This is a genomic window from Actinosynnema sp. ALI-1.44 (assembly GCF_001984155.1).
Taxonomy (GTDB): Bacteria; Actinomycetota; Actinomycetes; order Mycobacteriales; family Pseudonocardiaceae; genus Kibdelosporangium.
This window is the reverse complement of the sequence record NZ_MTQO01000043.1, coordinates 226,763-250,311: the sequence shown is the minus strand read 5'-3', so window position 1 is coordinate 250,311 and position 23,549 is coordinate 226,763. Positions and strand designations below refer to the sequence as shown.

Here is a 23,549-nt window from a genome sequence, read left to right as displayed (position 1 = left end):
TTGCCGACAAGTGGCCACCGTCCGGGTCCGCGCCGATACTCAAGGGTGCTATGGGAATCGTTTACTCGAGCGTCGTGGACGCTCCACTCCAGGACGTGTTCGACTGGCACGCGCGGCCAGGCGCGCTCGTCCGGCTCAGCCCACCGTGGCAACCGATCGAAGTGATCCAGGAAGCCGACTCGCTGCGGGACGGCACCGCGATCTTCAAGATCCCGGGTGGTCTGCGCTGGCGGGCACAGCACCAGCCGAGCGAGTACCGGCCGCCCGAGCTGTTCGCCGACCGGCTCGAAGGTCCGTTGTCGCTGGTCATGTCGTGGCGGCACCGGCACGAGTTCACGGCGGAGGGCGCGGGCCGGACCCGGCTGACCGACCACGTGGACACGCTCGTGCCCAGGTTCCTGCTGCAGCCCATGTTCCGCTACCGGCACCGCAAGCTGGCCGAGGACCTGGCCATCCACGCCGAGCTGGGTTCGCCGCCGTTGACCGTCGCGGTGACCGGCCCGGACGGCCCGGTCGCGACGGCGTTCACCGCTTTGCTCACCACAGGCGGACATCGAGTGGTCCGTACGCCGACTGACGAGCGACTCGACGCGACCGTCCATGTGGCCGACGACGTGACACGGATCGAAGCCGGCGGCCGGACTGTGTCGGTGCGCAACGGCAGCAGGCGCGGTGGACCGACGTGGATCGCGCTCGACGACCTGTGCGACGTCTATCTGCGCGCGATCGCCGACGACAGCCTGTCCGGCCGCGTGAACGCCGTCGCGCCGGGAAACGGTGTCATAGAGCCGGTACGGCTTCTGGCGCGCGGCCACCGGTTCCGCCATCCGAACCCTCCCGCCAGATCCATTGTGGACAGAATGTCTCGGCGCGCTTCGGGCAGGTAGGGTGGTGCACGACCGCGACCGCGGCCCGCTGGCCGACACCGCCGGGGGATCCGGCACCCGGCTCCACCCGATCACGCTGGCGGTGTCCAAACAGCTGCTGCCGGTCAACGACAAGCCGACTACGTCGACGGCGACTCGGCGGCGCAGGGAGTGCGCATCGCGTGCATCGAGGAAGTGGCTCTGCGCATGGGTTTCATCGACGCCCACGCCTGCCACGCACTGGGCGGGCGACAGGCGAACTCGCGTTACGGCCAGTACGTGATGTTCATCGCCAAGGAGTTCACCGCGCGGCTGTGAGCACGTCGAGCAAAGCGTCCTTCATCGGCGCACGGCTACCGGCGACGAGGGTGAACAGCGCCTCACGGACCAGCCGCTGGCCATGCCCTCCGACGATGACACCGGACGCGCCCTCGGCCACGACCACCGCTCCGGCAGCGCGATACGCCAGGTCGGACGCGGCGGCCCGCGCGGCGAAGATGGACGTGGGGTCGGCCAGTCCCGCGTTCAGCCCGGCGCGCACACCGATGACCTGCTCGGACAGTGCGGCCGCGGCGTCGGCCCGGCCGTGCTCCTCGAGCAACCGGACACACCGCGACGCCAGCCCCGTGGGCATGGCACCGTTGAGCCGGGCACCCACGTGCTGCGTGGCGAGGAACTGCTCGACGGGAACTTCGGCGACCACCCGCGCGTCCGGAACGAACAGCTCGTCGAACTTCAGTCGCACGGTCGCGGTGGCCTGCAACGAAACCAGCTCGAACGGCCGCGTGTCGAGGCCTTTGGCGTCGACGAGGGCGTTGACGATGGTGTCGCCCGCGTTGCCGGACAGGTGAAGCACGTCGACGATCCCCCAGCCGCTGACGAACGGCGCGTCGCCGTCGAAGATCCAGCCGCCGTCCGCCCGGGTGGCGCGCAGCCGCGGCGGGTTGGCCAGCGCACCGGCGAACGCCACGCCGCTGCGCCGCCGCCCCGTGGTGAAGTCGTCCAGGTACTCCGACTGCAACGCCTTGTTCGTCGTGTTCGCCAGGCCGATGACGGCCGCGTGGTGCTGGATCCAGGTGAACGTCGTGGCCAGGCAGCCGCCTGCCAGTGCCTCGATCACGGCGACGATCGTGTCCAGGTCCAGCCCGGCGTCCGGCCGGACGACGCCGTACAGGCCCTCAGCCGCCAGCAGGCGGAAGTGGCTTTCCGGGATGACGCCGCTCTCGTCGACTCGACGTGCGTCCGGGAAGAGAACAGTGTCGGCGATCCAGTGCGCCCGCTCAACGAGGTCCGTCACGCCGCCAGCATACCGATTCGCGAGTTAGGCTGCCCTAACTTCAGTCGAACCGGCGGATCCCGCCCTCGGAGTTGATCACCTGACCGGTGATCCACTCGGCGTCGTCGCCGACCAGCCACGCGATCAGCCGCGCGGCGTCGTCGGGAGTGCCCCACCGGCCCCGGGGTGACCTGCGGTTGACGGCCTCGATGACCTCGGGCGTGGCGTACCCGGTGTCGACCGGCCCCGGGTTGACGGCGTTCAGCGTGATCGACTGGTCGGCGAGGTGGTCGGCCAGGGTTCGCGTGATCGACGCGAGCGCGCCCTTGGCCGCCGCGTACGCCACTTCACCGCGCATCGGCCCGAGGTCCTGCCCCGAAGTCATGAACACGACCCGGCCACCAGTGCGTCCGTCGTGCTGCGCGGCGAACGCCTGCGTCAACAGGATGGACGACCTGGTGTTGACGGCCCAGTGCTTGTCGAGCATCGCCGCGTCGAGCGTGCCCAGCGGGCCGTCGCTCCCGCTCAACGCGTGGTTGCACACAAGGATGTCCACCTGCCCCAACGCGGCGACAGCCGCGTCCATCAACCGCTGCGGTCCATCGGGATCGGCGAGGTCGACGGAAGCGTTCGCCGCTCCAGTGAACGGCAGCACGGCATCAGCGCCCCACGGCTGCTCGCTGTCGTGGGGCGTGTAGTGGTGCACGAACAGTTCCGCACCCAGCCCGGCCAGCCGCTGGGCAACCGCGTACCCGATCCCCGCACGACGACTGACACCGGTCACCAACGCCACGCGCCCCCGCAACATGGGCGTCAGCCTACTGTGCCGCGCACGACCGCAAGAAAACCACAAGGGTTCGGCCTGCGAGACCGGGCCGAAGTGTCTACGATGCCTGCCGACGGTGTCCCACGAGCAGGGGGAATGTGCATGCGGGGCTTGAACGCGGGATTGGGTGCTGTGCTGGTCGCGGCCGTGCTGGCCGGGTGCGGCGGCGGGGGTGATGATGCCCGAAAAGGACAGTCCACACCGGACGCTCCGGCCGAGCAGCCGACCAGCACACCGAAGAAGCCGGAACGCAAGGCGTTCGACCCGCCGAAGGTGTTCGAGAAGACCGAAGCGAAGTTCAAACTGTCGTCGTTCAACGACGAGCAGGTGCCGACAGTCACCCTGCACGACGGCAATCTCTACGGGCTCAATGACCAGGCCGTCGTCGCGATGGACGGGTTGACGGGCGACGTGATGTGGTCGGCGCCCGCGACGATCAAGGTGTCGACAGGCGCGGACCCCACGGCGCCGGTCGTCTACAAGGACCGCGTCTACGCGGCGATCAACGGGAGCAAGCCCGCGCAGGGCACCGCGCCGTCGGTCCCGCAGGTCGAAGTGATGGCGCTCGACCTCAAGACCGGCAAGGCCGACTGGAACACGGTCATCGACATCGACCTCGGCAACAAACTCAGCACGGGCAAGGGCAGGCCGACGGTCGCGGGCGTGACCGACACGTCCGTCGTGGTCAGCTACTTCGACGACTCCGCCTCACTGGGCCGCACGTTCGCGGTGGACGCGAACTCCCACCAGGTGCGCTGGACCAAGGACATGTTCCTGGCAGCGGAGGTCGACAGCGGCGTGGTCGTCGGCAGCGGTGGCAAGCCGCTGATCGGTGAGCAACGGACGACGGCCGGGCTCGCGGAGGCCGACGGCGCGCAGAAGTGGTCGATCGACACCGGCGGGTACCCGGCCAAGCTGATGCCGATCTCCCCGAAGGTCGTGGCCAGCAGCCTCAAGATCTACAGCAACGGCGACAACAAGTTCGACATCATCGACGTCACTACCGGGAAACCGCTGTACAGCAAGACCACCGAGGTGTCGAGCATGTCGTCCTACGAGGTGACGTGCTTCTACGACGACCAGTCGTTGGTCATCTGCGACGCACGCGGCGAGCGCACATTCGCCTATGACGCGAACTCGGTCGGCGCGACCCCGCTGTGGGAGATCACGAAAACCGCGAACCGCGTCGTGCCGAACCTGACCGCCGCCTACCACGGCATGGTGTACGGATTCGGTGCCAACGACCCGGTCGCCATCGACGGCAAAACCGGAAAGGACGCGCCGGACGCACCGGGGGCCGCCCCGGCGTTGGTCGACAAGTACCTCGCCGTCGACGTCAAGAAACAGCTCTCGTACAGGCCGATCAAATGAGTGACCGATTCGTGTCTTGATCGGCGCTGACGGTCAAACCCCTCCCGGCGACAGCCAACTGGCAGTCGCACCAAACGGGAGGGGTCATGAAGGCTACATCGAAGGCGCGATCCTCGGGCTGCTGGCCGTGTTCGCACTTCTCGTTGTCGTCATCGGATGACGTGCCGCCCTGAACCGGGGCGGCACGTCGACCACTCAGGTGACCTTGAATTCCTCGTCCTTGTACTCGATTCCCAGCGACGGAACGCTGACCGAACGATCGCCTTCGACGACCTCGCCCGCGACGACGGCGTCGTATCCGGCGGCACGCGCGACCTCCACCGTCTTGTCCGCGTCGTCCGCGGGGACGACGGCGACATACCCGAAGCCCATGTTGAGCGTGGCGTACGACTCCGCGGTCGACATTCCCGCTTCGTGTGCCAGGAACTCGAGCACCTCGGGTACCTCGGGCACGGTGTCGAGCACGTACCGGACGTTCGTCGAAGCCCGCATCATCTTGAGCAGTCCGTGGCCGGTGATCGGGTTGAGGAACGTCGGGCGCACCGGCGAGTCCAGCAGTGCGCGGACGAACGCCGGGTAGAGCACCGACGGGTCGAGCAGCGCGGCGCCGAGGTCACGGCCGCTGGGCAGCTTGGTCTGGTAACCGGACGGCAGCTTGCCCGCGATCCGCCTGGCCAGCGACGAGCCGTTGGTGTGCAGGCCCGAACTCGGCAGGACGACGATCCGGTCGCCGGGTGCCACGGTGTCGCCGAACACCGGTTCCCGACCTTCCGGCACCAGCGCCAGCGCGCTGCCCGCCAGTTCGATCCCCGCTCCGGTGAGCATTCCCGGCAGCGCGGGCGACTCGCCGCCGCCCCAGGTCGCGCCGGACAGCTCGCACGCCTTCTGCCAGCCGGCCAGCAGCTCCAGCGACTTGCGCTCGTCGGAGTACCAGGCCGCGTCGCCGGTGGCGAAGTACGCCGTGACCACCATCGGGTTCGCGCCGACCGAGATCACGTCGTTCACGATCGCCGCGACCGCGTCCACCGCGACGTCGGCGAACCGGCTCTGCCCCGTCTGCGCGAGGTAGTCCTCCGCGATGACCGACTTGGTGCCGAGTCCCTCGGTGACCGTCGCCAGGGTCAGGCCGCCCACCTTCAGCACGTACGCGGTCGAGCCCCGGGAGCCGCCGACCTCCTCGGCGCCGTGCGCGGCGAGCAGGCCGCTCGTGGCCGCCGCGCGGTGCACCGCGTCCCGCTTGACCTTGTCCAGGATGGAATAGTCGACGCCCGCGCGCTGGTACTCACCCAGGTTGGACACTCTTGTAACACCTCGTCGAGAAATCGGCTCGTGGCCCCGCCGGGGTTTCCGCAGGACCTGCTCACCCTAGTGCCCCGATGGGGTGATCGCCCCGCTGCCACCAGGCGTTTTGTCTCCGTGCCCCGAAGCAGTGACCGGTATCACCCGGTGACGGTGGCAAACTGATCGCTCCGTAATGCCTGCTTCGTCCATTCTGCCTAATCAGCCCGGCGTACCTTCGAACAAGTGGGTGCGAGCCGAAATCTTCTGAAACTCGTCGGTGCCTGTGCGGTCGCGGGTGGACTCGTCGCGGGAATTCTGGCGCCGGTGTCGATTGGCGCCGGATTGGTCGCCGCCGACGTGAGCGATTCGGTCATCAGGATCGTGCCCGCGTCGATTTCGAAACAACTGCCCGGCGTGACCACGCTCACCGACCGGGCCGGCACGCCGATCGCGACGGTCTTCGACCAGTACCGGATCCCGGTCGGCGCGGGCCAGGTCTCCACCGCCATGAAGAACGCCCTGGTGTCCATTGAGGACCGGCGGTTCTACCAGGAGCACGGGATCGACCCGCAGGGCGTGGCCCGCGCCGCGATCGCGGACGTGACCGGCGGCGACCGCCAGGGCGGCTCCACCATCACGCAGCAGCTGGTCAAGAACTACCTGATCAACGTGATCGACAAGGACAACCCGGTCGCGCAGTCGGCCGACCGGGCGGACACGATCACCCGCAAGCTGCGGGAGGCCCGGACCGCGATCGAGTTGGACAAGCACCTGTCCAAGGACGAGATCCTGACCGACTACCTGAACGTCGTCGAGTTCACCGGCAAGATCTACGGTGTCGAGGCCGCCGCCCGCGCCTACTTCGGCACCACCGCCGACAAGCTGACGGTTCCGCAGGCCGCGCTGCTCGCCGGGATGGTCAACAACCCGACGACGTTCAACCCGTACGCGCACCCGGTCGCCGCCCAGCGGCGCCGTGACCTGGTGATCGACTCGATGCTGGCCACCAAGGCGATCGACCAGCCGACCGCGGCGCGGGCAAAGGCCGAGCCGCTGGGGGTCAGCGGCCCGGCCGTGCCGTCGAGCACGTGCTTCAGCGCCCAGCCGGACGCCGGGTTCTTCTGCCAGTACGCGCTGAGCTACCTCCAGTCCGCCGGGGTCGCCAAGGACGAGCTGACCAACGGGGGACTGACCATCAAGACCACGATGGACAGTCAGGTCAGCGCGGCGGCCAAGGACGCGGTGAACGCCAACGTGCCCGTCACCCAGCCGGGAGTGGCCAACACGATGGCGATCGTCTCCCCCGGCACCACGTCACACGAGGTCCTCGCGCTCGTGGCCAACCGCGGTCTCGGCACGGACGCGGCGCAGGGCCAGACCACGCGCAACCTGGTGACCGAGGTGAGCGACCCGTTCGGCGCGGGTTCGGTGTTCAAGATCTTCACGGCGGCCGCGGCGCTGGAGTCGGGCACCGCGACGCTCGACACGCAACTGCCGAACCCGCCGAGCCAGTGCTTTCCCCTGTCCGGCAACCGGAAGTGCTACACCGTCCACAACGACGGCAGCTACGCGGACCCGATCACCTTGACCAACGGCCTGGCCACGTCGCCCAACACGGCGTTCGTCGGCCTGGAGCAGAACGTGGGCGTGCCGCAGGTGGTGGCGATGGCGTCCCGGCTCGGCCTGCGCTCGTCGATGCAGACCAACAACGTCGGTCAGAAGCCCGACGCGGGCTCGACCGATCCGCAGCACAGCCAGACGCAGACCCAGTACTTCCAGGACAAGCCGTCGTTCACGCTGGGTGACAGCCCGGTGAGCCCCTTGGAACTGGCCAACGTTCCCGCGACGCTGATGAGCGGCGGCGTGTGGTGCCCGCCGTCGCCGATCCTGTCGGTGACCGACGCGGCCGGAAACGCGGTGCCCGTCAACAACGCCCCCTGCGAGCAGGCCGTTACCAGTGACGTGGCGAGCACGTTGATGACCGGTCTCAGCCAGGACACCGTCAGCGGCACGACCGCGGCGTCCGCGCGTGCCGCGGGCTGGACCCGTCCGGACATCGGCAAGACGGGCACGACGCAGACCAACCAGTCGGTCGCGTTCGTCGGCGGCGTGGACGACTACGCCGTCTCGTCGCTGGTGTTCGCCGACGGCAACAAGCCAGGTCAGCTCTGCCCCGGCAACCCGGTCCACATCGGGTCCTGCGGGCACGGCGCGTTCGGCGGCACGGTCGCCGCGCCGCCCTACTTCACAGCGATGAAGTCGATACTGGGCGGTCGCTGACGTCGGCCTTCTCCCGGGAATCGGCGATGACCAGCCCGGAGAGCAGGCCGGACATTCCTCGGTGCGAACGCGGCCACACCAGGACGAAAGCGCCCGCCAGCAGCCCGAAGCCGATGGTCCCGAACACCGAATCGGTCGACGACAGCCCCATGCACGCGAAATAGCCCGCGCCGCCGGTGAGCAACGCGATCACCACTCGTGCGCCCGCAGGCCTGCCATCAGGCCGGATACGCCGCAACCGCACCGCGCGCTGTCCGATCGTCGCCGCTTGTCTGCCCAGTGACGGCAGCACCAGCAGCAGGAACGCCGGAAGCCACAACACGAGCGCACTGCCGAGCCAGTGCCGCTGGACCGATTGTCCATGGAAGACGTAGACGACGACGGCGTCCACCACGACGCTGATGAAGGTGCCCAGCAGGTACACCGACACCAGGTCCATCACCATCCCCAGCAGCCGCCGCCACGCGGTCACCGGGCGCGGCTCGGTCGGCGGCGCGCTCGGAGTCCGGCCCGCGAACGGCCTGAGCATCGGCGCGAGCAGCACGCCGACCGCTGTGCCCAGGGTGTTGGCGATCAGGTCGTCCACGTCGAATATCCGATAGGGACACGGGAACAGGAACCAGTTCCCGGTCAGCTGCGTCAGTTCCACCAGCAGGGAGACGCCGAAACCGATGGCGATCGAGGTGAGCACACCGCGGCCGAAGAACTGCCGCAGGTACATCCCGAGCGGCACGAACAAGGCGATGTTGAAAACGGACTGCTGGACAGCGGGATTGTGCAGATATCCCCGCAAACCCGGCACGCGTTGTTCGGTGCGGATGTCCACGATGAACTGCGTCACGTTGAGCTGTGGCGTGCGGAACGCCTCGTGTCGCGCGCACCAGGCGTCGGTCAGTTCGGGCAGCGGCAGCAGCGTGTAGGTGGCGATGGCCAGCGCGTAGATCACGAACCCGACGGCGAGCAGGATCCGGCCGAACCCCAGCTCACCCCGTCGCCGGTAGCTCACCACCACGAACGGCAACGACAGCAGGACGGCGAGGAAGCACCCGCCGACGATGGCGAGCACGGCCGGAATGATCTGCGACTCCACCCGCAAGGAGATACCGTCACAGCGTTGCGGTAGCAACTCGGACACGGTGTGTCGACGGACACGATACCGTTCGCGCGTGGTCTTCAGCGGATTCGTCACCAGCTGATCGGCCAGGAGGATGAACGACCGCGCGGACCCGCTGCCCGACCTCGACGTCGGCTGGCTGACCAGCCCATAGGCGACCGTAGGCGCGGGTGTGGACAATTCGATGACAACTCCTGTCCATCGAACACGGGGCATACTGTCCCTGATGAAGGGGACACTGCCTCTGTTCGCGAGCGACGACCTCGACGCGATACACGTGCACATGAACTCGTACCTCGAGCCGGGGTCGGTTCGGCTGCGCACCCCGCCGAGGTCGCCCGGATGGTTGCGGACGTCGTTGGTCGCGGGCCCGCCTGATCCCGCCGCCCGGTCCGGCATCACGATCTACCGGATGGACATCGACCCCGAGATCAGGATGAACGCGGTCGAGCTGTCCCACGCCTACACGCTCAGCATCCCGCTGGCCGGGCGCAACGAGGTCGTGCTCGACAACGAACCCGTCGGCCCGTCGTACATGGTGTGCTCACCCGGCGCGCAGGTGAACGCCATCTACGCCTGCAGCGCGCAGTTGCTGGTTCGAATAGGACAGTCCGCTGTCGACCAGGCCGTCCTCGCGAGGACGGCGGAGATGCCGCGCCGCCCGGTGCGGTTCGACGTCGCGCTGCGAGCCGACCGGCCGGACGCCGCGGCATGGCTGCGACTGGTGCGCGCGTTCGCCGACCGGTCCTTGTCCGGGCTGCTCGACAGCTCGCCCCTGGCGGCCGCGCACTTCCAGCAGATGCTCGTCCACGGTTTGCTGGACATCCAGCAGAACAACCTCACTGCGGCACTGGAGCACGACAGCGGTTCCCTGACCACACAGGCGTTGCAGCGAGCCGTCGAGTTCTGCCACCAGAACGCCCACCGTCCGATCACCGTCGCGGACATCGCGGCTGCGGCGCACACGACCGTCCGCACGCTCCAGCGGACATTCCGCGCCGAGTTCGACATGTCGCCGCTGACCTACCTGCGGCGCACGCGGTTGCGCCGCGTCCACGCCGATCTCACCGACATCCGGGCCGGGCACGCCACCGGCTCGGTCACCGAAGTCGCGCTGCGCTGGGGTTTCACCCACCTCGGCCGGTTCAGCCAGCTGTACCGGGCCGCGTACGGCGAAATGCCGTCCGAAACGGCCAGCGCGTAGTCGCCCACATTCGCCCGCACAGCAGACATCGTACGCCTCCATTCGGCGTCACCCGGGTGCGGACGAACGCGAGCTCACACAAGCCCTAACGGCGCAAGCGTGCACACGGCGTGAGAGAACACGTTACAGAACTGACGACTCCTCAGCGGTTTCCCCGGCCGGTCGCCACTACCGGAGCCCAGCACCAGACACAAGTTACTTCCGAGTAACTAGTGACTTCGTCGCGTCACGTACGTATAACTTGTTCTAATCCCCTCAACGGTGAGGACGCTCACATGAGTGATATTCCCATGCGCGACAACGGTTTCACTGGCATATCCCGCCGCGCATTCATTGCCGGAACTGGTTCTATCTTGGGCCTTTCGGCGCTGGCCGGGCGCGCTTCGGCCGCCCCCGTCCCTGCTCCTGTCCCCCCGGGCGCCCACGTCCCCGTGCTGATCATCGGCACCGGATACGGCGGCTCGGTCGCCGCGCTGCGGCTCGCCCAGGCAGGCGTCGACGTGCACATGCTCGAGATGGGCATGGCGTGGGACACCCCGGGCAGCGACGGCAAGATCTTCGCCAACACCACCACGCCGGACTACCGGTCCTACTGGCTGCGCACCAGGACCAAGCAGCCGCTGAGCAACTTCCTCGGCTTCCCGCTGGACAAGAACGTCCCCAAGCACACCGGGATCCTCGACGCCGAGGAGTTCGGCGGCATCACGGTCTACCAGGGCCGCGGCGTCGGCGGCGGATCGCTGGTCAACGGCGGGATGGCGGTCACGCCGATGCGCGAGCGGTTCGCCGCGATCCTGCCGTCGGTGAACGCCGACGAGATGTACGGCACGTACTACCCGCGGGCCAACGCCGGGCTCGGTGTGACCAATGTGGACCAGGCGTGGTGGAACAGCGTCGACTGCTACCAGTACGCCCGCGTCGGCCGCAAACACGCCCAGCGTTCGAACTTCTCGTTCGTGTTCGTGCCCAATGTGTACGACTGGGAGTACATGAGGCAGGAAGTGGCCGGGACAGTGCCCAAGTCCGCGATCGCGGGCGAGATCCTGTACGGCAACAACGCCGGCAAGAAAAGCCTGCAGAAAACCTATCTGGCGCAGGCGAAGGCGACCGGCCGGGTGGCCATCTCAGCCCTGCACAGGGTCACGTCCGTCACCGCGGCCAACGGCCGGTACGCCGTCGTGGTCGAACAACTCGACACCAGCGGCAACGTCACGGCGACCAAGACCATCACCGCGGACAAGGTCTTCTTCGCCGCGGGCAGCGTCGGCACCAGCAAGCTGTTGACCAAGCTCAAGGCAACAGGCGCGCTGCCCGGCCTGAACAACGAGATCGGCAAGGGCTGGGGTGACAACGGCAACGTGATGTGCGGCCGGGCCAATCACCTGTGGGACGCGACCGGCACCGTGCAGGCGTCCATCCCCACCGCGGGCATCGACAACTGGGACGCGGGCGGCGCGTTCGCCGAAGTGGCGCCGCTACCGACCGGGATCGAGACGTGGGCGTCGTTCTACCTGTCCATCACCAAGAACCCCCACCGCGCCCAGTTCACGTGGAACTCGACGGCCAACCGGGCCGAGCTGAACTGGCAGACGGCGTGGAAGCAGCCGTCCATCGACATGGCGAAGTCGATCTTCGACAAGATCAACGCCAAAGAGGGCACCATCTACCGGACGGACCTGTTCGGTACCTACAAGATGTGGGGCGACCACCTGACGTACCACCCGCTCGGCGGTGCTGTGCTGAACAAGGCGACCGACAACTACGGCCGCCTGCACGGGCACGCCAACCTGTACGTCATCGACGGCGCGCTGATTCCCGGCAACACCAGTGTAAACCCGTTCGTGACCATCACAGCCCTGGCCGAACGCAACATCGACACAATCATCCGCACCGACTTCTCATCGTGAGTGTTTGGCCGGTTCCAACCGGCCGAACACTCACGAGGTGTTGGGCAGTACGCACATCGCGTCGAGGCCGTGGACTCGGTTGAGTCTGCCGAACGCCAGCCATGATCCGATGCTCATGCTCAGCTCGACGATCTCGCGCTGGCTGTACCGCGCGGTCATCCGGCCCCAGAACTCGTCGTCGAGCCCGTGGTGGTCCAGCGCGTAGCGCTCGGCGTACTCCGCGGCCAGCTTGGCCCGTTCGTCGAGCGCTTCCGTTGTGCGCCAGTTGGTCACCGCGTCGGGGAACTCGTCCTCGACCTTCACGCCGTCGCGCTCGGTGCGCCAGTCGAGGCAGAACATGCACCCGTTGATCTGGGCGATCCGCAGCCGCGCGGCCTCGAACTCACGCAGCCCCAACGTGGTGTTGGCGTACACGGCGAGCGAGAAGTTCGCGGCGGCGGTGCCGATGCCGGGCACCATCTCGCCCCAGACGTACGCGATCGGGTCCTTGCCTTCGGGAATGTCGATGTTCATCGCCAACTCCTCCGCGCCGTCACCTGCGTCAAGGACACCATGACCCCGGCCAGCATATTAGAACACGTTTCAGTTTGTCACGTGCCTCGGCCGAGTTTACCGACGGCGGGACGCAGTGGCACGTCGATCGCGTCGTACAGCCCCGGCTCGGCACCGACCAGCCAGTCGATCGCACCGACGAGCCTGCCCACAGCGGTGGCGTTGCCCCCAGCGGAGGCATTGCCGTGCTCGTCGGACGCCGAGACCGTGACCTCGATGCGCGGGTTGCCTTCGATGATCACGCGGTGCGCGCCGTCGCCGGTCGGCGGCATCGGCCAGTCCGGCGCGCAGGACGGGTGGATCCGCGTGACGTGCTCGATCACGATCCGCGGCGCACCGCCCACGATGCCCTGCACCTCGAACCGGAGCGCGCCCTGCGTGCCCTTCTCGAACTCGCCCATCCGCTCGGTCGTGACGGTGTTCGCCAGTTCCCGCCGCGCCAGCGTCTCGCGGATCTCGTCCAGCTCCACTCCGAGCGCGCGGGCCATCAGCCGGATCTGGCCGCCCCACACCATGGTCGGGATGCCCGGGGCGACCATCGGCGGCGAATAGTCCATCGGCTGCCCCATTCCGACCAGCCAGCGGACCGAGTCGGGCTGGTCGTAGGTGGTGTAGTCGAAGATCTCCTGGCAGCGGATCACGTCGATGTCCGTGGCCACACCGCTGATCAGCAGCGGCAGGATGTCGTTGCCCCACCCCGGGTCCACGCCGGACACGAGCAGCGACCCACCGCCCTGCTTGACCGCGGCCAGCAATGGATCCCGCAACTCCGGCGGCGCGTTGCGCTGGTCGTACAACGCGTACACCGACGGTGTCACGACAACGGCACCGACGCGGATCGCCTTGATGATGTCGTCGACCGCCTCATTGGGCCTGACCTCGCCGGACGCCGCGTACACAACGGCTTTCGGGCTGCCAGCCAGCACCGCGTCCACGTCGTCGGTCGCGGTGATCCCGAGTTCGCGGTCCATACCCGCCAGGTCGCCCGCGTCCCGGCCGGACTTGTCCGCGCTGTGCACGATCACACCGGACAGCCGCAGCGCGGGGTGCGCCGTCACGGCACGGATCGAAGCACGGCCGATGTTCCCCGTACCCCAGACAACTGTGTCAATCGGTGGGTCAATCATGAGGACTGAGGCTAATCACAGGACGCGCCGTGGCGCCAGATCATCGCGGAGCGTACATGATGACCAGGACACCGACGACGCAGATGGCCGCCCCGGTGTAGTCCCACGCGTCGGGACGGAACTTGTCGACGACCACGCCCCACGCCAACGAGCCCGCGACGAACACCCCGCCGTACGCGGCCAGGATCCGGCCGAAGTTCGGATCCGGCTGGAACGTGGCCACGAACCCGTACACCCCCAGGGCGACGACGCCCGCCGCGATCCACAGTAGACCGCGGTGTTCCCTGACCCCCTGCCAGACCAGCCAGGCGCCGCCGATCTCCGCCAGCGCCGCGAGACCGAACAGGACCAACGACCGAATCACCGTCATGGCTTGACATCGTAGGTGTCGACGTAGGACCGCAACCGGCGCGAGTCCACCACTTCGATGCGACGGCGGCCGGTGCGGATCAGGCCCATCCGCCGCAGTTCGCGCAGCGACCGGGCCACCGATGCCTCCGATGTGGCCGCGAGACTGGCCAAATCGGGCTGCGAGATCGGCAGCACGTTCGTGTCGAGCTGGTCGCGCAGGCCGGCCAGCAGCCCGGCCAGCCGCGGCAGCACGGCCGGAACGGACGCGTCGACCAGTTGTTGGTTAGTCACGAGCAACCGATCGGCCAGCGCCTGTTCGAGATGGGCGTGCAACGCCGGGTCGGCGCGTGTCGCCGCCGTGAACTCGACGTTGTTGATCAACAGGGCCGTCACCGGGGACGCCGCGGACACGGCGGCCGTGCGCGGGGACGCGGTCAACGCGGCGATCTCACCCAGCAGCGCGCCGGGGCCACGCAACGCGAGCACCTTCTCCAGTCCGTTGCTGTAGCTTGTGACCACTTTGACCACTCCGGCCAGAACCACCACCAGGTGCCGGTCGCGCGCGCCCTGCTGGAGTATCCGGTCACCTGTTCCGTAACGCACCCTGGTGCCGACCTGGCCGAGCAGGTCTCGCTGTATCGTCGTCAGTCCCGACCAGAAACTCACCTCGCTGTTTCCTGTCACCTGACAAGGTGCCCGTCGCCGAGACCCGCTTGGCTGAGTTTGTCCACGATCACACGATATTGGGGAGCGCAACACCGATGACAGCCGACCGAGCGACCCGGTTCGCGGCGAGTTTTGTCGCATTGCTTGCCGCCCACCAGATCGCCGACTACTGGGTGCAGACCGACCACCAGGCGACGAACAAGGGGCGCCACGGCTCCCGCGCCGAGAACGCCGCGGGCCGCGCCGCGTGCGTGGCGCACGTCATTTCCTACTCGGCAGTCAGCACGGCGGCTGTCGCGGGGATCGGCAGAGCGCTGCGGCTCGGCGCGAGCTGGCGGGGAATCCTTGCCGGACAGGCGATCTCGGCCGTGAGCCACTACTGGGCCGATCGGCGGTTCCCGTTGCGCAGGCTGGCGGGCAGGATCGGCAAGCTGGACTACCACGACCGCGGTGGCAACGCGATGCTCGACCAGAGCTGGCACATCGGCTGGCTGACGCTGGCGGCGCTGGCAACGGCGGTCGTCGCGCCCTCCACAGTGGATCGATAGGCTGTTCACCGTCGGCATACCTACCGCGGCCTGCCACACCGCGACGGCACAGCTAGGTCGGATCGGTCGCCCGCGCGATGCGCAGCTCGATCTCATGCTCGTCGGGACAACGATTGCCGTCGACTGGGCACAGGGTTTCCTCATTGGTGGAGCAGCCGGGGAGCATGGCCTCGGCCTCTTCTACACACATGGTGCAAAGGCGCTGGACACTGAAATTGATCTCGCTTGTGACGGCTCCGCAGAACGCCTTCCCCCATGACGCGTCGCGGCAGCACACCAGGTGTGTGACCTCGTCCGGCTTGGCGATGAGCTGATACCCGCCTTCGGCATGGGCCTGTTGCCCAAGCGAGGTATCCGGGATCGGTGCCCGAGTGCTCATGCGACTAGCGTAGTCGCCGTGTGCCGACCAGACGCGTCAGATCGGTGAGCCCCCGGCCCAACGGCAGATCCACGCGGATGCCCGCGTACTCGTCTCCCCTGGTCCTGCCCCGGTTGACGATCGCGACCGGCTTGCCGGACTTCGCCGCGTACCGCACGAAGCGCAACCCCGACATGACCGTCAGCGACGACCCGAGGACGACGAGCGCCTTCGCCTCGTCGACCATGCGGTAGCACTGCTCCACTCTGTCCCTGGGCACGTTCTCCCCGAAGAACACCACGTCCGGCTTGAGCACCCCGGTCTCGCAGTCGGCGCACGCCACCAGCTGGAACTCGCGCACGTGCTCCTCGGCCAGGTCCACGTCGCCGTCGGGGTTGACGCGGATCGCGGTGGCGGTGAAGGACGGGTTGGCCGCGTGCAGCCGCCGGTCCAGATCCTCACGGGGGCTGGTCGCCCGGCAGTCCAGGCACACCACCCGGTCGAGGCTGCCGTGCAGCTCCACCACCTCGGGCGTGCCCGCCGCCTGGTGCAGGCCGTCGACGTTCTGGGTGATCACGCCCGCCACGTAGCCCTCGGCGCACAACGCGGCCACGGCACGGTGCCCGTCGTTCGGGTGCGCTCTGGCGATCGTGCGCCAGCCGACGTGGCTGCGCGCCCAGTAACGCCTGCGGCCTTCGACGCTGCCGACGAACTCGTCGTAGGTCATCGGGGCGGCACGCCGGAGGCTGCCGGACGCGCCGCGGTAGTCGGGGATGCCGGACTCTGTGGACAGTCCCGCGCCGCTGAGCACGGCGACCGAGCCCCCGGCGACCACGCCGGCCAGCTCGGTCAGGTCCGTCGTGGTCGGCAACGGGTCCCCCACCGGGTTGTAGCTCAACGTCGGTCGTGTCCGCACGGCATCCAGCCTACGTGGAAAAACCGGATGCGACCGCCGTGGCGGGGCTGTTAGCGTGCCCGGCGACTCGCATCCCAGGAGGTTCCATGCGCCGAGTGACGACAGGCCCCATCCTTCGTTGCTCGCACGCACACAAGGACCTCTCACCGCATGGGGACGCTCAACCTCGGCATCGTCGCACACGTCGACGCCGGTAAGACCAGTCTGACCGAACGCCTGCTGTTCGACGCGGGCGCGATCACCCACCTCGGTTCGGTCGACGGTGGTGACACCAGGACCGACGCGATGGACCTGGAACGCCGCCGCGGCATCACGATCCGCTCGGCCGTGGCCACCTTCGACGCCGCCGGGCACAAGGTGCACCTGATCGACACCCCCGGCCACACGGACTTCGTCGCCGAGGTGGAACGCGCCCTCGGCGTGCTCGACGGCGCGATCCTCGTACTGTCGGCCGTCGAAGGCGTCCAGCCGCACACCCGGGTGCTGATGCGGACGCTGCAGGCGCTCGGTGTGCCGACGCTGCTGTTCGTCAACAAGATCGACCGCCGCGGCGCGCGCCACAAGGACCTGCTCGACGACATCCGCCGGATGCTCAGCCCGTCCGCGGTCGCGGTGAACCACCCGGTCGCCCTGGGCACGGGGCAGGCGAGTGTCGAGCCGCTGGAGCCAGGCCCTGAGCTGGCCGAAGTGCTCGCCGACCGCAGCGACGACGTCCTGCAGTCCTATCTGGACGGCCTGGACCCGGACCTGCTGCACGACGAACTGGCGCGCCAGACCGCCGCTGGGCTGGTGCACCCGGTGTTCTTCGGCTCGGCCATCTCCGGCGCGGGCATCGACGCACTGCGCCGGGGCATCGTGGACCTGTTGCCCCCGGCCGAACCGGCGCCGGGGCCGTTGGACGGCACGGTGTTCGCCATCGAGCACGACGGAACCGGTCGCAGGTTCGCGGTGGCCAGGCTGTTCGCGGGGTCGTTGACCGTGCGCGACCGGATCACGTTCACCCGGCGGGACGCGTCCGGCACGACCGTCGTCGAGTCGGGGCGGGCCACGGAAGTGCGCGACGCGGACCGGCAGCAGGCCACGGTGCGAGCGGGCGGGATCGCCCGGATCGGCGGCATACCGGTGCTCCGGGTCGGCGACCGGTTGGGATCGACCACCTCGCCGCCCGCACCGGCACGGTTCCGGCCGCCGACATTGGAAGCCGTGGTCACCTCGCCTGACCGGGACCTGTACACCGGGTTGTCCGCGCTTGCCGACGAGGATCCGTTGATCAACGTCCGGCAGGGGCCGAGGCCCGGCAGCCTGGTCGTGTCGCTCTACGGCGAGGTCCAACGCGAGGTGATCGCGGCCCGGCTGGCCGAGGAGTTCGGGGTGCGCGCCGAGTTCTCGGCACCGCGGGTGGTCTGCGTCGAACGGCTCACCGGCACCGGGCACGCGGTGAAGGTGATGGGCGAGACGCCGTTCGTCGGCACCGTGGGCCTGCGGGTCGAACCCGGCGAGGTCGATTCGGGTGTGCGGTACCGGCTGGAGGCGGAACGGGGCTCGCTGCCCGCCGCGTTCATGACCGCCATCGAGGACACGGCCCGCGCCGCTCTCGCGTCCGGCCCGCAAGGCTGGCGGGTCGTGGACTGCCTGGTGACGCTCACGCACACCGGGTACTCCAGCCCGGTCTCGGTCGCCGGTGACTTCCGCGGGCTGACTCCTCTGGTGCTGATGGAGGCGCTGCGTGAGGCGGGCACGGTCGTGTGCGAACCGATGGAACACGTGGACCTCGACGTGCCGGTGGACGTCGTCAGCGCGGTGCTGAACCTGCTCGTCCGGTGCGGCGGGGTACCCGAGATGCCCGTGGTCCGCGGCGAGGAAGCCGGAGTGGCGGCCGTGGTGCCGTCCGGCAGCCTGCGCGAGATCGAGCAGGCACTGCCCGGCACGACCCGCGGGCTCGGCACGATGACCACGCGGTTCGCCGGTTATCGTAGTGTCGGGTGATGAACCAACTGGTGTCGGGAATGATCGTTCTGGTCGCCGGGGCGAACGGGGGAATCGGCTCCGGGATCACCCGCCGGTTCGCCGAACTCGGCGCGGAAGTCATCGCGCACACCACAGGCGCCGAGGTCGACGGCGTGGAAACGTTGACAGGCGATCTGACCGACGAGCAGGTGTGCCACGACCTGGTCCGCCAGGCGGCCGAGTGGAAGGGGCGCCTGGACGCGGTGGTCAACAGCGCCGGGATCCAGCCGGTGCAGTCACTCGACGGGATGACGGCGGCGCAGTGGCGCGAGGTCGTGGACACCAACCTGACGCTGGCGTTCAACTGCACGCAGGCAGCGGTGAACGTCATGCGCCACAGCGGAGGCGGCAGCATCACGCACATCGCGTCCATCGAAGGCAGCCGACCGGCAGCCGGGCACGGTCACTACAACGCGGCCAAGGCCGCGCTGATCATGCACGCCCGTTCGGCCGCACTGGAATACGGCAAGCTCGGCATCCGCGTCAACACTGTCTCCCCTGGACTGGTCGAACGACCCGGGATTGCCGAGCAGTGGCCGGAAGGTGTCAGCAGGTGGGAGAAGTCCGCGCCCTTGGGCAGGCTGGGAACACGGGAGGACATCGGCGAGGCTTGCGTTTTCCTTGCGTCGCCGATGGCTTCGTGGATCACCGGGCACGATCTCGTTGTGGACGGCGGAATGAGCACCAACCAGGGGTGGTGAACCCGGCTCAGCCCTTGGGCAGCCGCGCCACCACCCGCTCGGTCAGCTTCACCGTCTTGGCGCAGAGCTGGTCCTCGGTGATTTTCTCCTGGGTCTCCAGCGTGACCTTGACCGTCTCCTGCCATTCCTTGTTCCACGCCACGTCCTTCTCGTAGTCGCGGTACACGACCGTGATCTCGCAGAAGTCGTGCTGGTCGTCGCCGGACTTGCCGGTCTCCTGGTAGGCATCGCGCCCGCTGACCTTGAGGTACAGCGTGTCCTCGTCCGCCTCCTCGGCAGGCACGAGCGGGTAGTCGCGGTGGAATGCCACATCCGCTTCCACCGGGTCGTCACCCCACCAGCAGGCCCAGTTGCCGAGATCGGGCTCGGGCTGGAGCTTGTCCGCCTGGTACCCGGGGACGGCTGCGATCTCCGCGACCTCGCCGGGGGTCAGCATGTCGCAGGCTTTCATGCTGCCAAGGGAGTTCGGCGGGAACGCGTCCTTGCGTCGCGGTATCGTGCCACGGCTCAACGTGGCGTACGCGTCGTTGGCCATCGCCTCGGCGACGGCGCACAACGGCGCGGGCCTCTTTTTCTTGTGTGTCGCGGCGATCGTCAACATTTTCTCATCGGACAGCAAGATGGTCCGTTTGCACTCGTTGTTCTTCTCCGGCGGCCGCTCGATGTCGCTGAGCTTCCCCTTGACGTGCGGTTGGCTCGGGAATTCGTCCGGCAAGGTGAGCTCCACCCTGGCGTCGATCAGGTCCTGCTCGTCCCCGGACTGTCTGATCAGCACTCCGCAGCGCATGAAGGCGCCGTACTCGGAGTCCAGGGTGAAGATCGTGCCGAACCTGTTGGCCGAACCGATGTTGATGAGCGCACAGGGATCCGCGGTCCTCGGGTCGCCGACGTTTCCGGTCATCACCGCGGGCTCCGGCCTGTCGATGATGTAGACCGTCCCGGCCACGACGGCGGCGAGCGCGACCGCCGCCGCGCCGATCGCGATGACGCGTCTGCGTTTGATCATGCGCTTGCGCGGCAACGGCTGCAACGGTTCGGTGTCACCCGCGATCCCGTCGAGCATCGCCTTCACCGCACGGGCCGTCGGTCGCTTGGCCATGTCCTTGTGCAGCATCCGCTGCACCACGGGCTCCAGCGGACCGGCGTTTCGTAATGGTTCCAGCTCGCTGTTGGCAGCGCGGCGCATCTGTGCGAACGGCCCGTGCTCGCCGTTGCCGGTCGGTGAGATGCCCTCGATCGCGGCGAACAGGGTCGCGCCGAGCGAGTACACGTCCGACGCCGACGTCGCCTCGTGCCCGTCGACCACCTCCGGCGCGAGGTAGCCGGGTGTGCCGACCATCTGGCTGCCGCCGGTGGCCGTCACGTCCGCCCAGCGCGCGATGCCGAGGTCCGTCAGCTTGGCCACGCCCTTGTCGCTGACGAGCACGTTTCCCGGCTTGACGTCCCTGTGCACCATGTCCAGTTCGTGCATCGCCGCCAGCGCGTTCGCCAGCTGCGCGCCGATCCGCGCGACGGTCGCGGGCGGCAACGGGCCGGTCTCGTCGAGGATCGAGCTGAGGTTGCGGGACGGCATGTACTCCATCACCAGCCAGCGCCTGGCGTCGTCGACCACCGTGTCGAACACTGTTATGACGTTCGCGTGGTGCAGGCCTGCGCCGATCCTGGCCTCCCGGCGGATCTGCCCGTTGTCGCCGTCCTGGGACTGCTTCAGCGCGACGACTCTGCCGAGCTCGAGATCCGTTGCCCGCCAGACGATCCCCATCGCGCCGGAGCCGATCTGCTCGTCCAGTCGGTAACGCCCGGCAATCACGTGGTCACTCGACACCCGTGGAACTGTACCCGGCATCGAGCGGCGCCGAGGCCGATTCGCGGGCGAAACTCCCGGACGGACCAGGGGCACGGCCTCTGTCTACCGGGAACACCCCCGCGTGATCCTGGTCGGCGTGAAGGTACTTGTCAGTAGTTTCGCCGAATACGGCCACCTCTACCCGTTGATGCCGCTCGCCGAGGCGATGCGCGACGCCGGGCACAGCGTGACGTTCGCGACCGGTGACGAGTTCACGCCGTCGTTGCGGGAACTGGGGTTCCGGACCGTCACGGCGGTCGGTTCGATCAGCGAAGCGATCAATCGAACAGACCACGACGCGCGGACCCACACCACACAGGCGCAGACGGCGGTCTGGGCGGCGGCAGGCGGCGCGGCCGAACTGCCGTCGCCGGAGGTGATCGCGGAAGTCGCGGCCGTGTCCGGGTTCTTCACCGCGAACGCGTGCCGCGAGCTGCTGCCGGTCGTCGACGAGATCCGGCCGGATCTGGTGGTCTACGAGGACGCCAACATCGGCGCGGGCCTCGCCGGGGCGGCGCGGGGCGTGCCGTCCGTCGCGGTGTCGGCCATTCTGCTTGGCGCACCGGCCTTCCTGCACGCCGCGCTGGCCAAGCCGCTGACAGCACTGTGGACGGAAATAAGCTCGGCGGAGTTCCCCGCGCCGCAGTTGCGTGTGGACACCCGTCCGGCCGGGTTCGGTGACGACCTGGTCGACGTGGTGGCGCCACGGACGCCGATGCGCCCGGTTCCGTGGGGCCGAACCGGCCATGACCTGCCCGAATGGGTCACCGAGCAGCGCACCCGGCCGCTCGTCTACGTGACCATGGGGTCCGTGCCGTTCGCCGACCACGACCGGATCCGCGCGGCCGTCGGCGGCCTCGCCACCCTGCCGGTGGACGTGCTCGTCAGCGTGGGTGACAAGAACGACCCTGCCATGTGGACCGGTCTGCCCGACTCGGTCAAGGTCACCGGTTTCGTGCGGCAGGACCTGGTGTTGCCGCACGTGGACCTGGCGGTCCACCACGGCGGCAGCGGGACGACCACCGGGTGCCTGGCGCACGGCGTGCCCCAGCTTGCCCTGCCGTGGATGGCCGACCAGTTCCAGAACGCGCTCGCCATCGACCTCGCGTGCGTCGGTCAGTGCATCCAGTACGAGGAAGTGACCGCGCAGACCGTCGCGCACGCGGTCCGCGACCTGCTGGAAACCGAGTCGTACCGGTCGTCGGCGCGGAAACTGCGGGAAACGGTCGCGGCCATGCCGCCGCCCGCCGAGGTGGTGGCGCATCTGGAGACCCTGGTGTGACCCAGGATCACTGCCCAGCCCACGCCTCGCGTGAGTCCCACGCCTGGAGCCGCAGGCCGCTGGTGAACCGCCGGGGTTGCCCGGTCAGCGGGTCGTCGAACTCGAGCACCTTGGCCAGCAGCTGCAACGGCTTGGTGAAGTCGTCGAGCGCCTTCTCCCGCAGCTCCGGGTAGAAGTCGTCGCCGAGGATCGGCACGCCCAGCCCGTTCATGTGGACGCGCAACTGGTGCGTCCGGCCGGTCGCGGGAACCAGCCGGTAGCGGCCGAGCCCGTCGCGGTGGTCGGCGAGCTCCACCCGGGTCTCGGCGTTCGGTTCGCCCGGGACCTCTTGGGCGACAAGGACTCCCCGCTCCTTGACGATCCGGCTGCGCACGGTCGTCGGCAGGTCGAGCTCGGCGCGGTGGGCCGCGATGGCCTCGTATTCCTTGTGCACCTGGCGATGCCGGAACATCTCCTGGTACTTCCCGCGCATCGGGCGGGTGATCACGAACATCATCAGCCCGGCCGTGACCCGGTCGAGCCGGTGCGCGGGCGACAGGTCCGGCAGGTCGAGCTGACGGCGCAGCCGCACCAGCGCGGTCTCCTGGATGTGCCTGCCACGCGGGATCGCCGCGAGGAAGTGCGGTTTGTCCACCACCAGCAGGTGCTCGTCGCGATGGACCACGGTGACGTCGAACGGGACCGGGACTTCGTCGGGCAGGTCGCGGTGGAACCAGATGAACGAGCCCGGCACGAACGGTGCCCCGACCCCGAGTGGCCCGTCCGCCCCGAAGACGCGTTCCTCGCGCAGCATCTGCTCGATCCGTTCGGGCGCGACTCTGGGCAGCCGCTCCACGAGGTGCTCCAGCAGCGACCCCCACTCGCCGTCCTCCGGCATCCGCAGCCGGGCGGCGTCCAACCCGAACCGGGGCGGGATGGGAGACCGGAGCCGTCGACGCACAGCAGGACTCTAGTCGACCACCCGGTGTCCTGTTTGCCCGCTTGGTCATCCAAGACGGTCGTCCGTCTTGATTCCCTTGTGAGACAAAGCACTCCGCCAGCCGCGACCTAGTGTATGCAGTATACGTTCG

21 protein-coding genes and 2 pseudogenes are annotated in these 23,549 nt (G+C 68.4%); 11 read left to right on the top strand and 12 right to left on the bottom strand.

The features are described 5' to 3' along the window. Positions 1–74 precede the first annotated feature (74 nt). From ALI144C_RS18325 to ALI144C_RS57540, 3 genes and pseudogenes are all read left to right on the top strand, one after another. The gene (locus ALI144C_RS18325; RefSeq protein WP_202818984.1) at positions 75–887 is read left to right on the top strand and encodes an SRPBCC family protein; all 813 of its coding nucleotides are present in this window, start codon (positions 75–77) and stop codon (positions 885–887) included. Positions 888–915: 28 nt separating this feature from the next. Further along, positions 916–1,005, top strand: a pseudogene (locus ALI144C_RS59075) (sugar phosphate nucleotidyltransferase); the annotation flags it as partial. A 29-nt stretch (positions 1,006–1,034) separates the two neighbouring features. Continuing rightward, positions 1,035–1,184, top strand: a pseudogene (locus ALI144C_RS57540) (glucose-1-phosphate thymidylyltransferase); the annotation flags it as partial. Here the strand turns inward: ALI144C_RS57540 and ALI144C_RS18315 are convergent. After that, the gene (locus ALI144C_RS18315) at positions 1,168–2,163 is read right to left on the bottom strand and encodes an acyl-CoA dehydrogenase family protein (RefSeq protein WP_076988319.1); all 996 of its coding nucleotides are present in this window, start codon (positions 2,161–2,163) and stop codon (positions 1,168–1,170) included. The pseudogene ALI144C_RS57540 and the gene ALI144C_RS18315 overlap by 17 nt on opposite strands. A gap of 40 nt (positions 2,164–2,203) precedes the next feature. Further along, a complete protein-coding gene (locus ALI144C_RS18310) occupies positions 2,204–2,950 on the bottom strand; it encodes an SDR family oxidoreductase (RefSeq protein ID WP_076988318.1) in 747 nt (248 codons plus the stop codon). A 120-nt stretch (positions 2,951–3,070) separates the two neighbouring features. Here ALI144C_RS18310 and ALI144C_RS18305 point away from each other — a divergent pair, with 120 nt between their 5' ends. Further along, complete coding sequence (locus ALI144C_RS18305; RefSeq protein WP_076988317.1) at positions 3,071–4,339, top strand: outer membrane protein assembly factor BamB family protein; 1,269 nt, start codon at positions 3,071–3,073, stop codon at positions 4,337–4,339. A 195-nt stretch (positions 4,340–4,534) separates the two neighbouring features. Here ALI144C_RS18305 and ALI144C_RS18300 read toward each other — a convergent pair whose 3' ends face one another. Continuing rightward, on the bottom strand, positions 4,535–5,638 hold the full coding sequence (locus tag ALI144C_RS18300; RefSeq protein ID WP_076988316.1) for an AIR synthase-related protein: 1,104 nt from the start codon (positions 5,636–5,638) through the stop codon (positions 4,535–4,537). 225 nt (positions 5,639–5,863) lie between these two features. Between ALI144C_RS18300 and ALI144C_RS18295 the strand changes: the two genes are divergently transcribed. Further along, complete coding sequence (locus ALI144C_RS18295) at positions 5,864–7,900, top strand: transglycosylase domain-containing protein (protein ID WP_076988315.1); 2,037 nt, start codon at positions 5,864–5,866, stop codon at positions 7,898–7,900. Here the strand turns inward: ALI144C_RS18295 and ALI144C_RS18290 are convergent. Then, positions 7,866–9,194, bottom strand: coding sequence for a VanZ family protein (locus tag ALI144C_RS18290; RefSeq protein ID WP_237774201.1), 1,329 nt, complete (start codon positions 9,192–9,194; stop codon positions 7,866–7,868). The genes ALI144C_RS18295 and ALI144C_RS18290 overlap by 35 nt on opposite strands. A gap of 46 nt (positions 9,195–9,240) precedes the next feature. Between ALI144C_RS18290 and ALI144C_RS18285 the strand changes: the two genes are divergently transcribed. Together ALI144C_RS18285 and ALI144C_RS18280 are read left to right on the top strand one after the other, a co-directional pair. Further along, positions 9,241–10,218 (top strand): helix-turn-helix transcriptional regulator, encoded by a 978-nt coding sequence (locus ALI144C_RS18285; protein WP_076988314.1) that lies wholly within the window; start codon positions 9,241–9,243, stop codon positions 10,216–10,218. A 353-nt stretch (positions 10,219–10,571) separates the two neighbouring features. Beyond that, positions 10,572–12,125 (top strand): GMC oxidoreductase, encoded by a 1,554-nt coding sequence (locus tag ALI144C_RS18280; protein ID WP_202818982.1) that lies wholly within the window; start codon positions 10,572–10,574, stop codon positions 12,123–12,125. A 30-nt stretch (positions 12,126–12,155) separates the two neighbouring features. Here ALI144C_RS18280 and ALI144C_RS18275 read toward each other — a convergent pair whose 3' ends face one another. The 4 genes from ALI144C_RS18275 to ALI144C_RS54420 all read right to left on the bottom strand — a co-directional run bounded on the left by ALI144C_RS18275 (position 12,156) and on the right by ALI144C_RS54420 (position 14,821). Beyond that, entirely contained in the window at positions 12,156–12,638 is a 483-nt protein-coding gene (locus ALI144C_RS18275) for a carboxymuconolactone decarboxylase family protein (RefSeq protein ID WP_076988312.1), read from the bottom strand. Between the two features lie 77 nt (positions 12,639–12,715). Further along, complete coding sequence (locus ALI144C_RS18270) at positions 12,716–13,804, bottom strand: NAD(P)H-dependent amine dehydrogenase family protein (RefSeq protein ID WP_076988311.1); 1,089 nt, start codon at positions 13,802–13,804, stop codon at positions 12,716–12,718. 40 nt (positions 13,805–13,844) lie between these two features. Then, positions 13,845–14,174, bottom strand: a complete 330-nt coding sequence (locus ALI144C_RS18265; protein ID WP_076988310.1) for a YnfA family protein — start codon at positions 14,172–14,174, stop codon at positions 13,845–13,847. After that, a complete protein-coding gene (locus tag ALI144C_RS54420) occupies positions 14,171–14,821 on the bottom strand; it encodes a Crp/Fnr family transcriptional regulator (RefSeq protein WP_076988309.1) in 651 nt (216 codons plus the stop codon). The genes ALI144C_RS18265 and ALI144C_RS54420 overlap by 4 nt, the downstream gene beginning before the upstream one ends. A 95-nt stretch (positions 14,822–14,916) precedes the next feature. Between ALI144C_RS54420 and ALI144C_RS18255 the strand changes: the two genes are divergently transcribed. Further along, positions 14,917–15,369 carry a DUF3307 domain-containing protein gene (locus ALI144C_RS18255; RefSeq protein WP_076988308.1) on the top strand — a complete coding sequence of 151 codons (453 nt, stop codon included), beginning with the start codon at positions 14,917–14,919 and terminating at the stop codon, positions 15,367–15,369. A gap of 52 nt (positions 15,370–15,421) precedes the next feature. On the opposite strand, the gene ALI144C_RS18250 is transcribed toward ALI144C_RS18255, so the two are convergent. Continuing rightward, the gene (locus ALI144C_RS18250) at positions 15,422–15,748 is read right to left on the bottom strand and encodes a hypothetical protein (RefSeq protein ID WP_076988307.1); all 327 of its coding nucleotides are present in this window, start codon (positions 15,746–15,748) and stop codon (positions 15,422–15,424) included. A gap of 4 nt (positions 15,749–15,752) precedes the next feature. Further along, on the bottom strand, positions 15,753–16,643 hold the full coding sequence (locus ALI144C_RS18245) for an NAD-dependent protein deacetylase (RefSeq protein ID WP_076988306.1): 891 nt from the start codon (positions 16,641–16,643) through the stop codon (positions 15,753–15,755). 150 nt (positions 16,644–16,793) lie between these two features. Between ALI144C_RS18245 and ALI144C_RS18240 the strand changes: the two genes are divergently transcribed. Together ALI144C_RS18240 and ALI144C_RS18235 are read left to right on the top strand one after the other, a co-directional pair. Next, entirely contained in the window at positions 16,794–18,629 is a 1,836-nt protein-coding gene (locus tag ALI144C_RS18240) for an elongation factor G (RefSeq protein WP_076988305.1), read from the top strand. Further along, a complete protein-coding gene (locus ALI144C_RS18235) occupies positions 18,629–19,351 on the top strand; it encodes an SDR family NAD(P)-dependent oxidoreductase (RefSeq protein ID WP_076988304.1) in 723 nt (240 codons plus the stop codon). The genes ALI144C_RS18240 and ALI144C_RS18235 overlap by 1 nt, the downstream gene beginning before the upstream one ends. A gap of 7 nt (positions 19,352–19,358) precedes the next feature. Here ALI144C_RS18235 and ALI144C_RS18230 read toward each other — a convergent pair whose 3' ends face one another. Continuing rightward, a complete protein-coding gene (locus ALI144C_RS18230; RefSeq protein WP_168211281.1) occupies positions 19,359–21,176 on the bottom strand; it encodes a serine/threonine-protein kinase in 1,818 nt (605 codons plus the stop codon). A 118-nt stretch (positions 21,177–21,294) separates the two neighbouring features. On the opposite strand from ALI144C_RS18230, the gene ALI144C_RS18225 reads away from it, so the two are divergent. Next, positions 21,295–22,479 (top strand): glycosyltransferase, encoded by a 1,185-nt coding sequence (locus ALI144C_RS18225; RefSeq protein WP_076988404.1) that lies wholly within the window; start codon positions 21,295–21,297, stop codon positions 22,477–22,479. A gap of 7 nt (positions 22,480–22,486) precedes the next feature. Here the strand turns inward: ALI144C_RS18225 and ALI144C_RS18220 are convergent, their stop codons facing one another. Beyond that, positions 22,487–23,419 (bottom strand): RluA family pseudouridine synthase, encoded by a 933-nt coding sequence (locus tag ALI144C_RS18220; RefSeq protein ID WP_076988303.1) that lies wholly within the window; start codon positions 23,417–23,419, stop codon positions 22,487–22,489. Positions 23,420–23,549 lie beyond the last annotated feature (130 nt).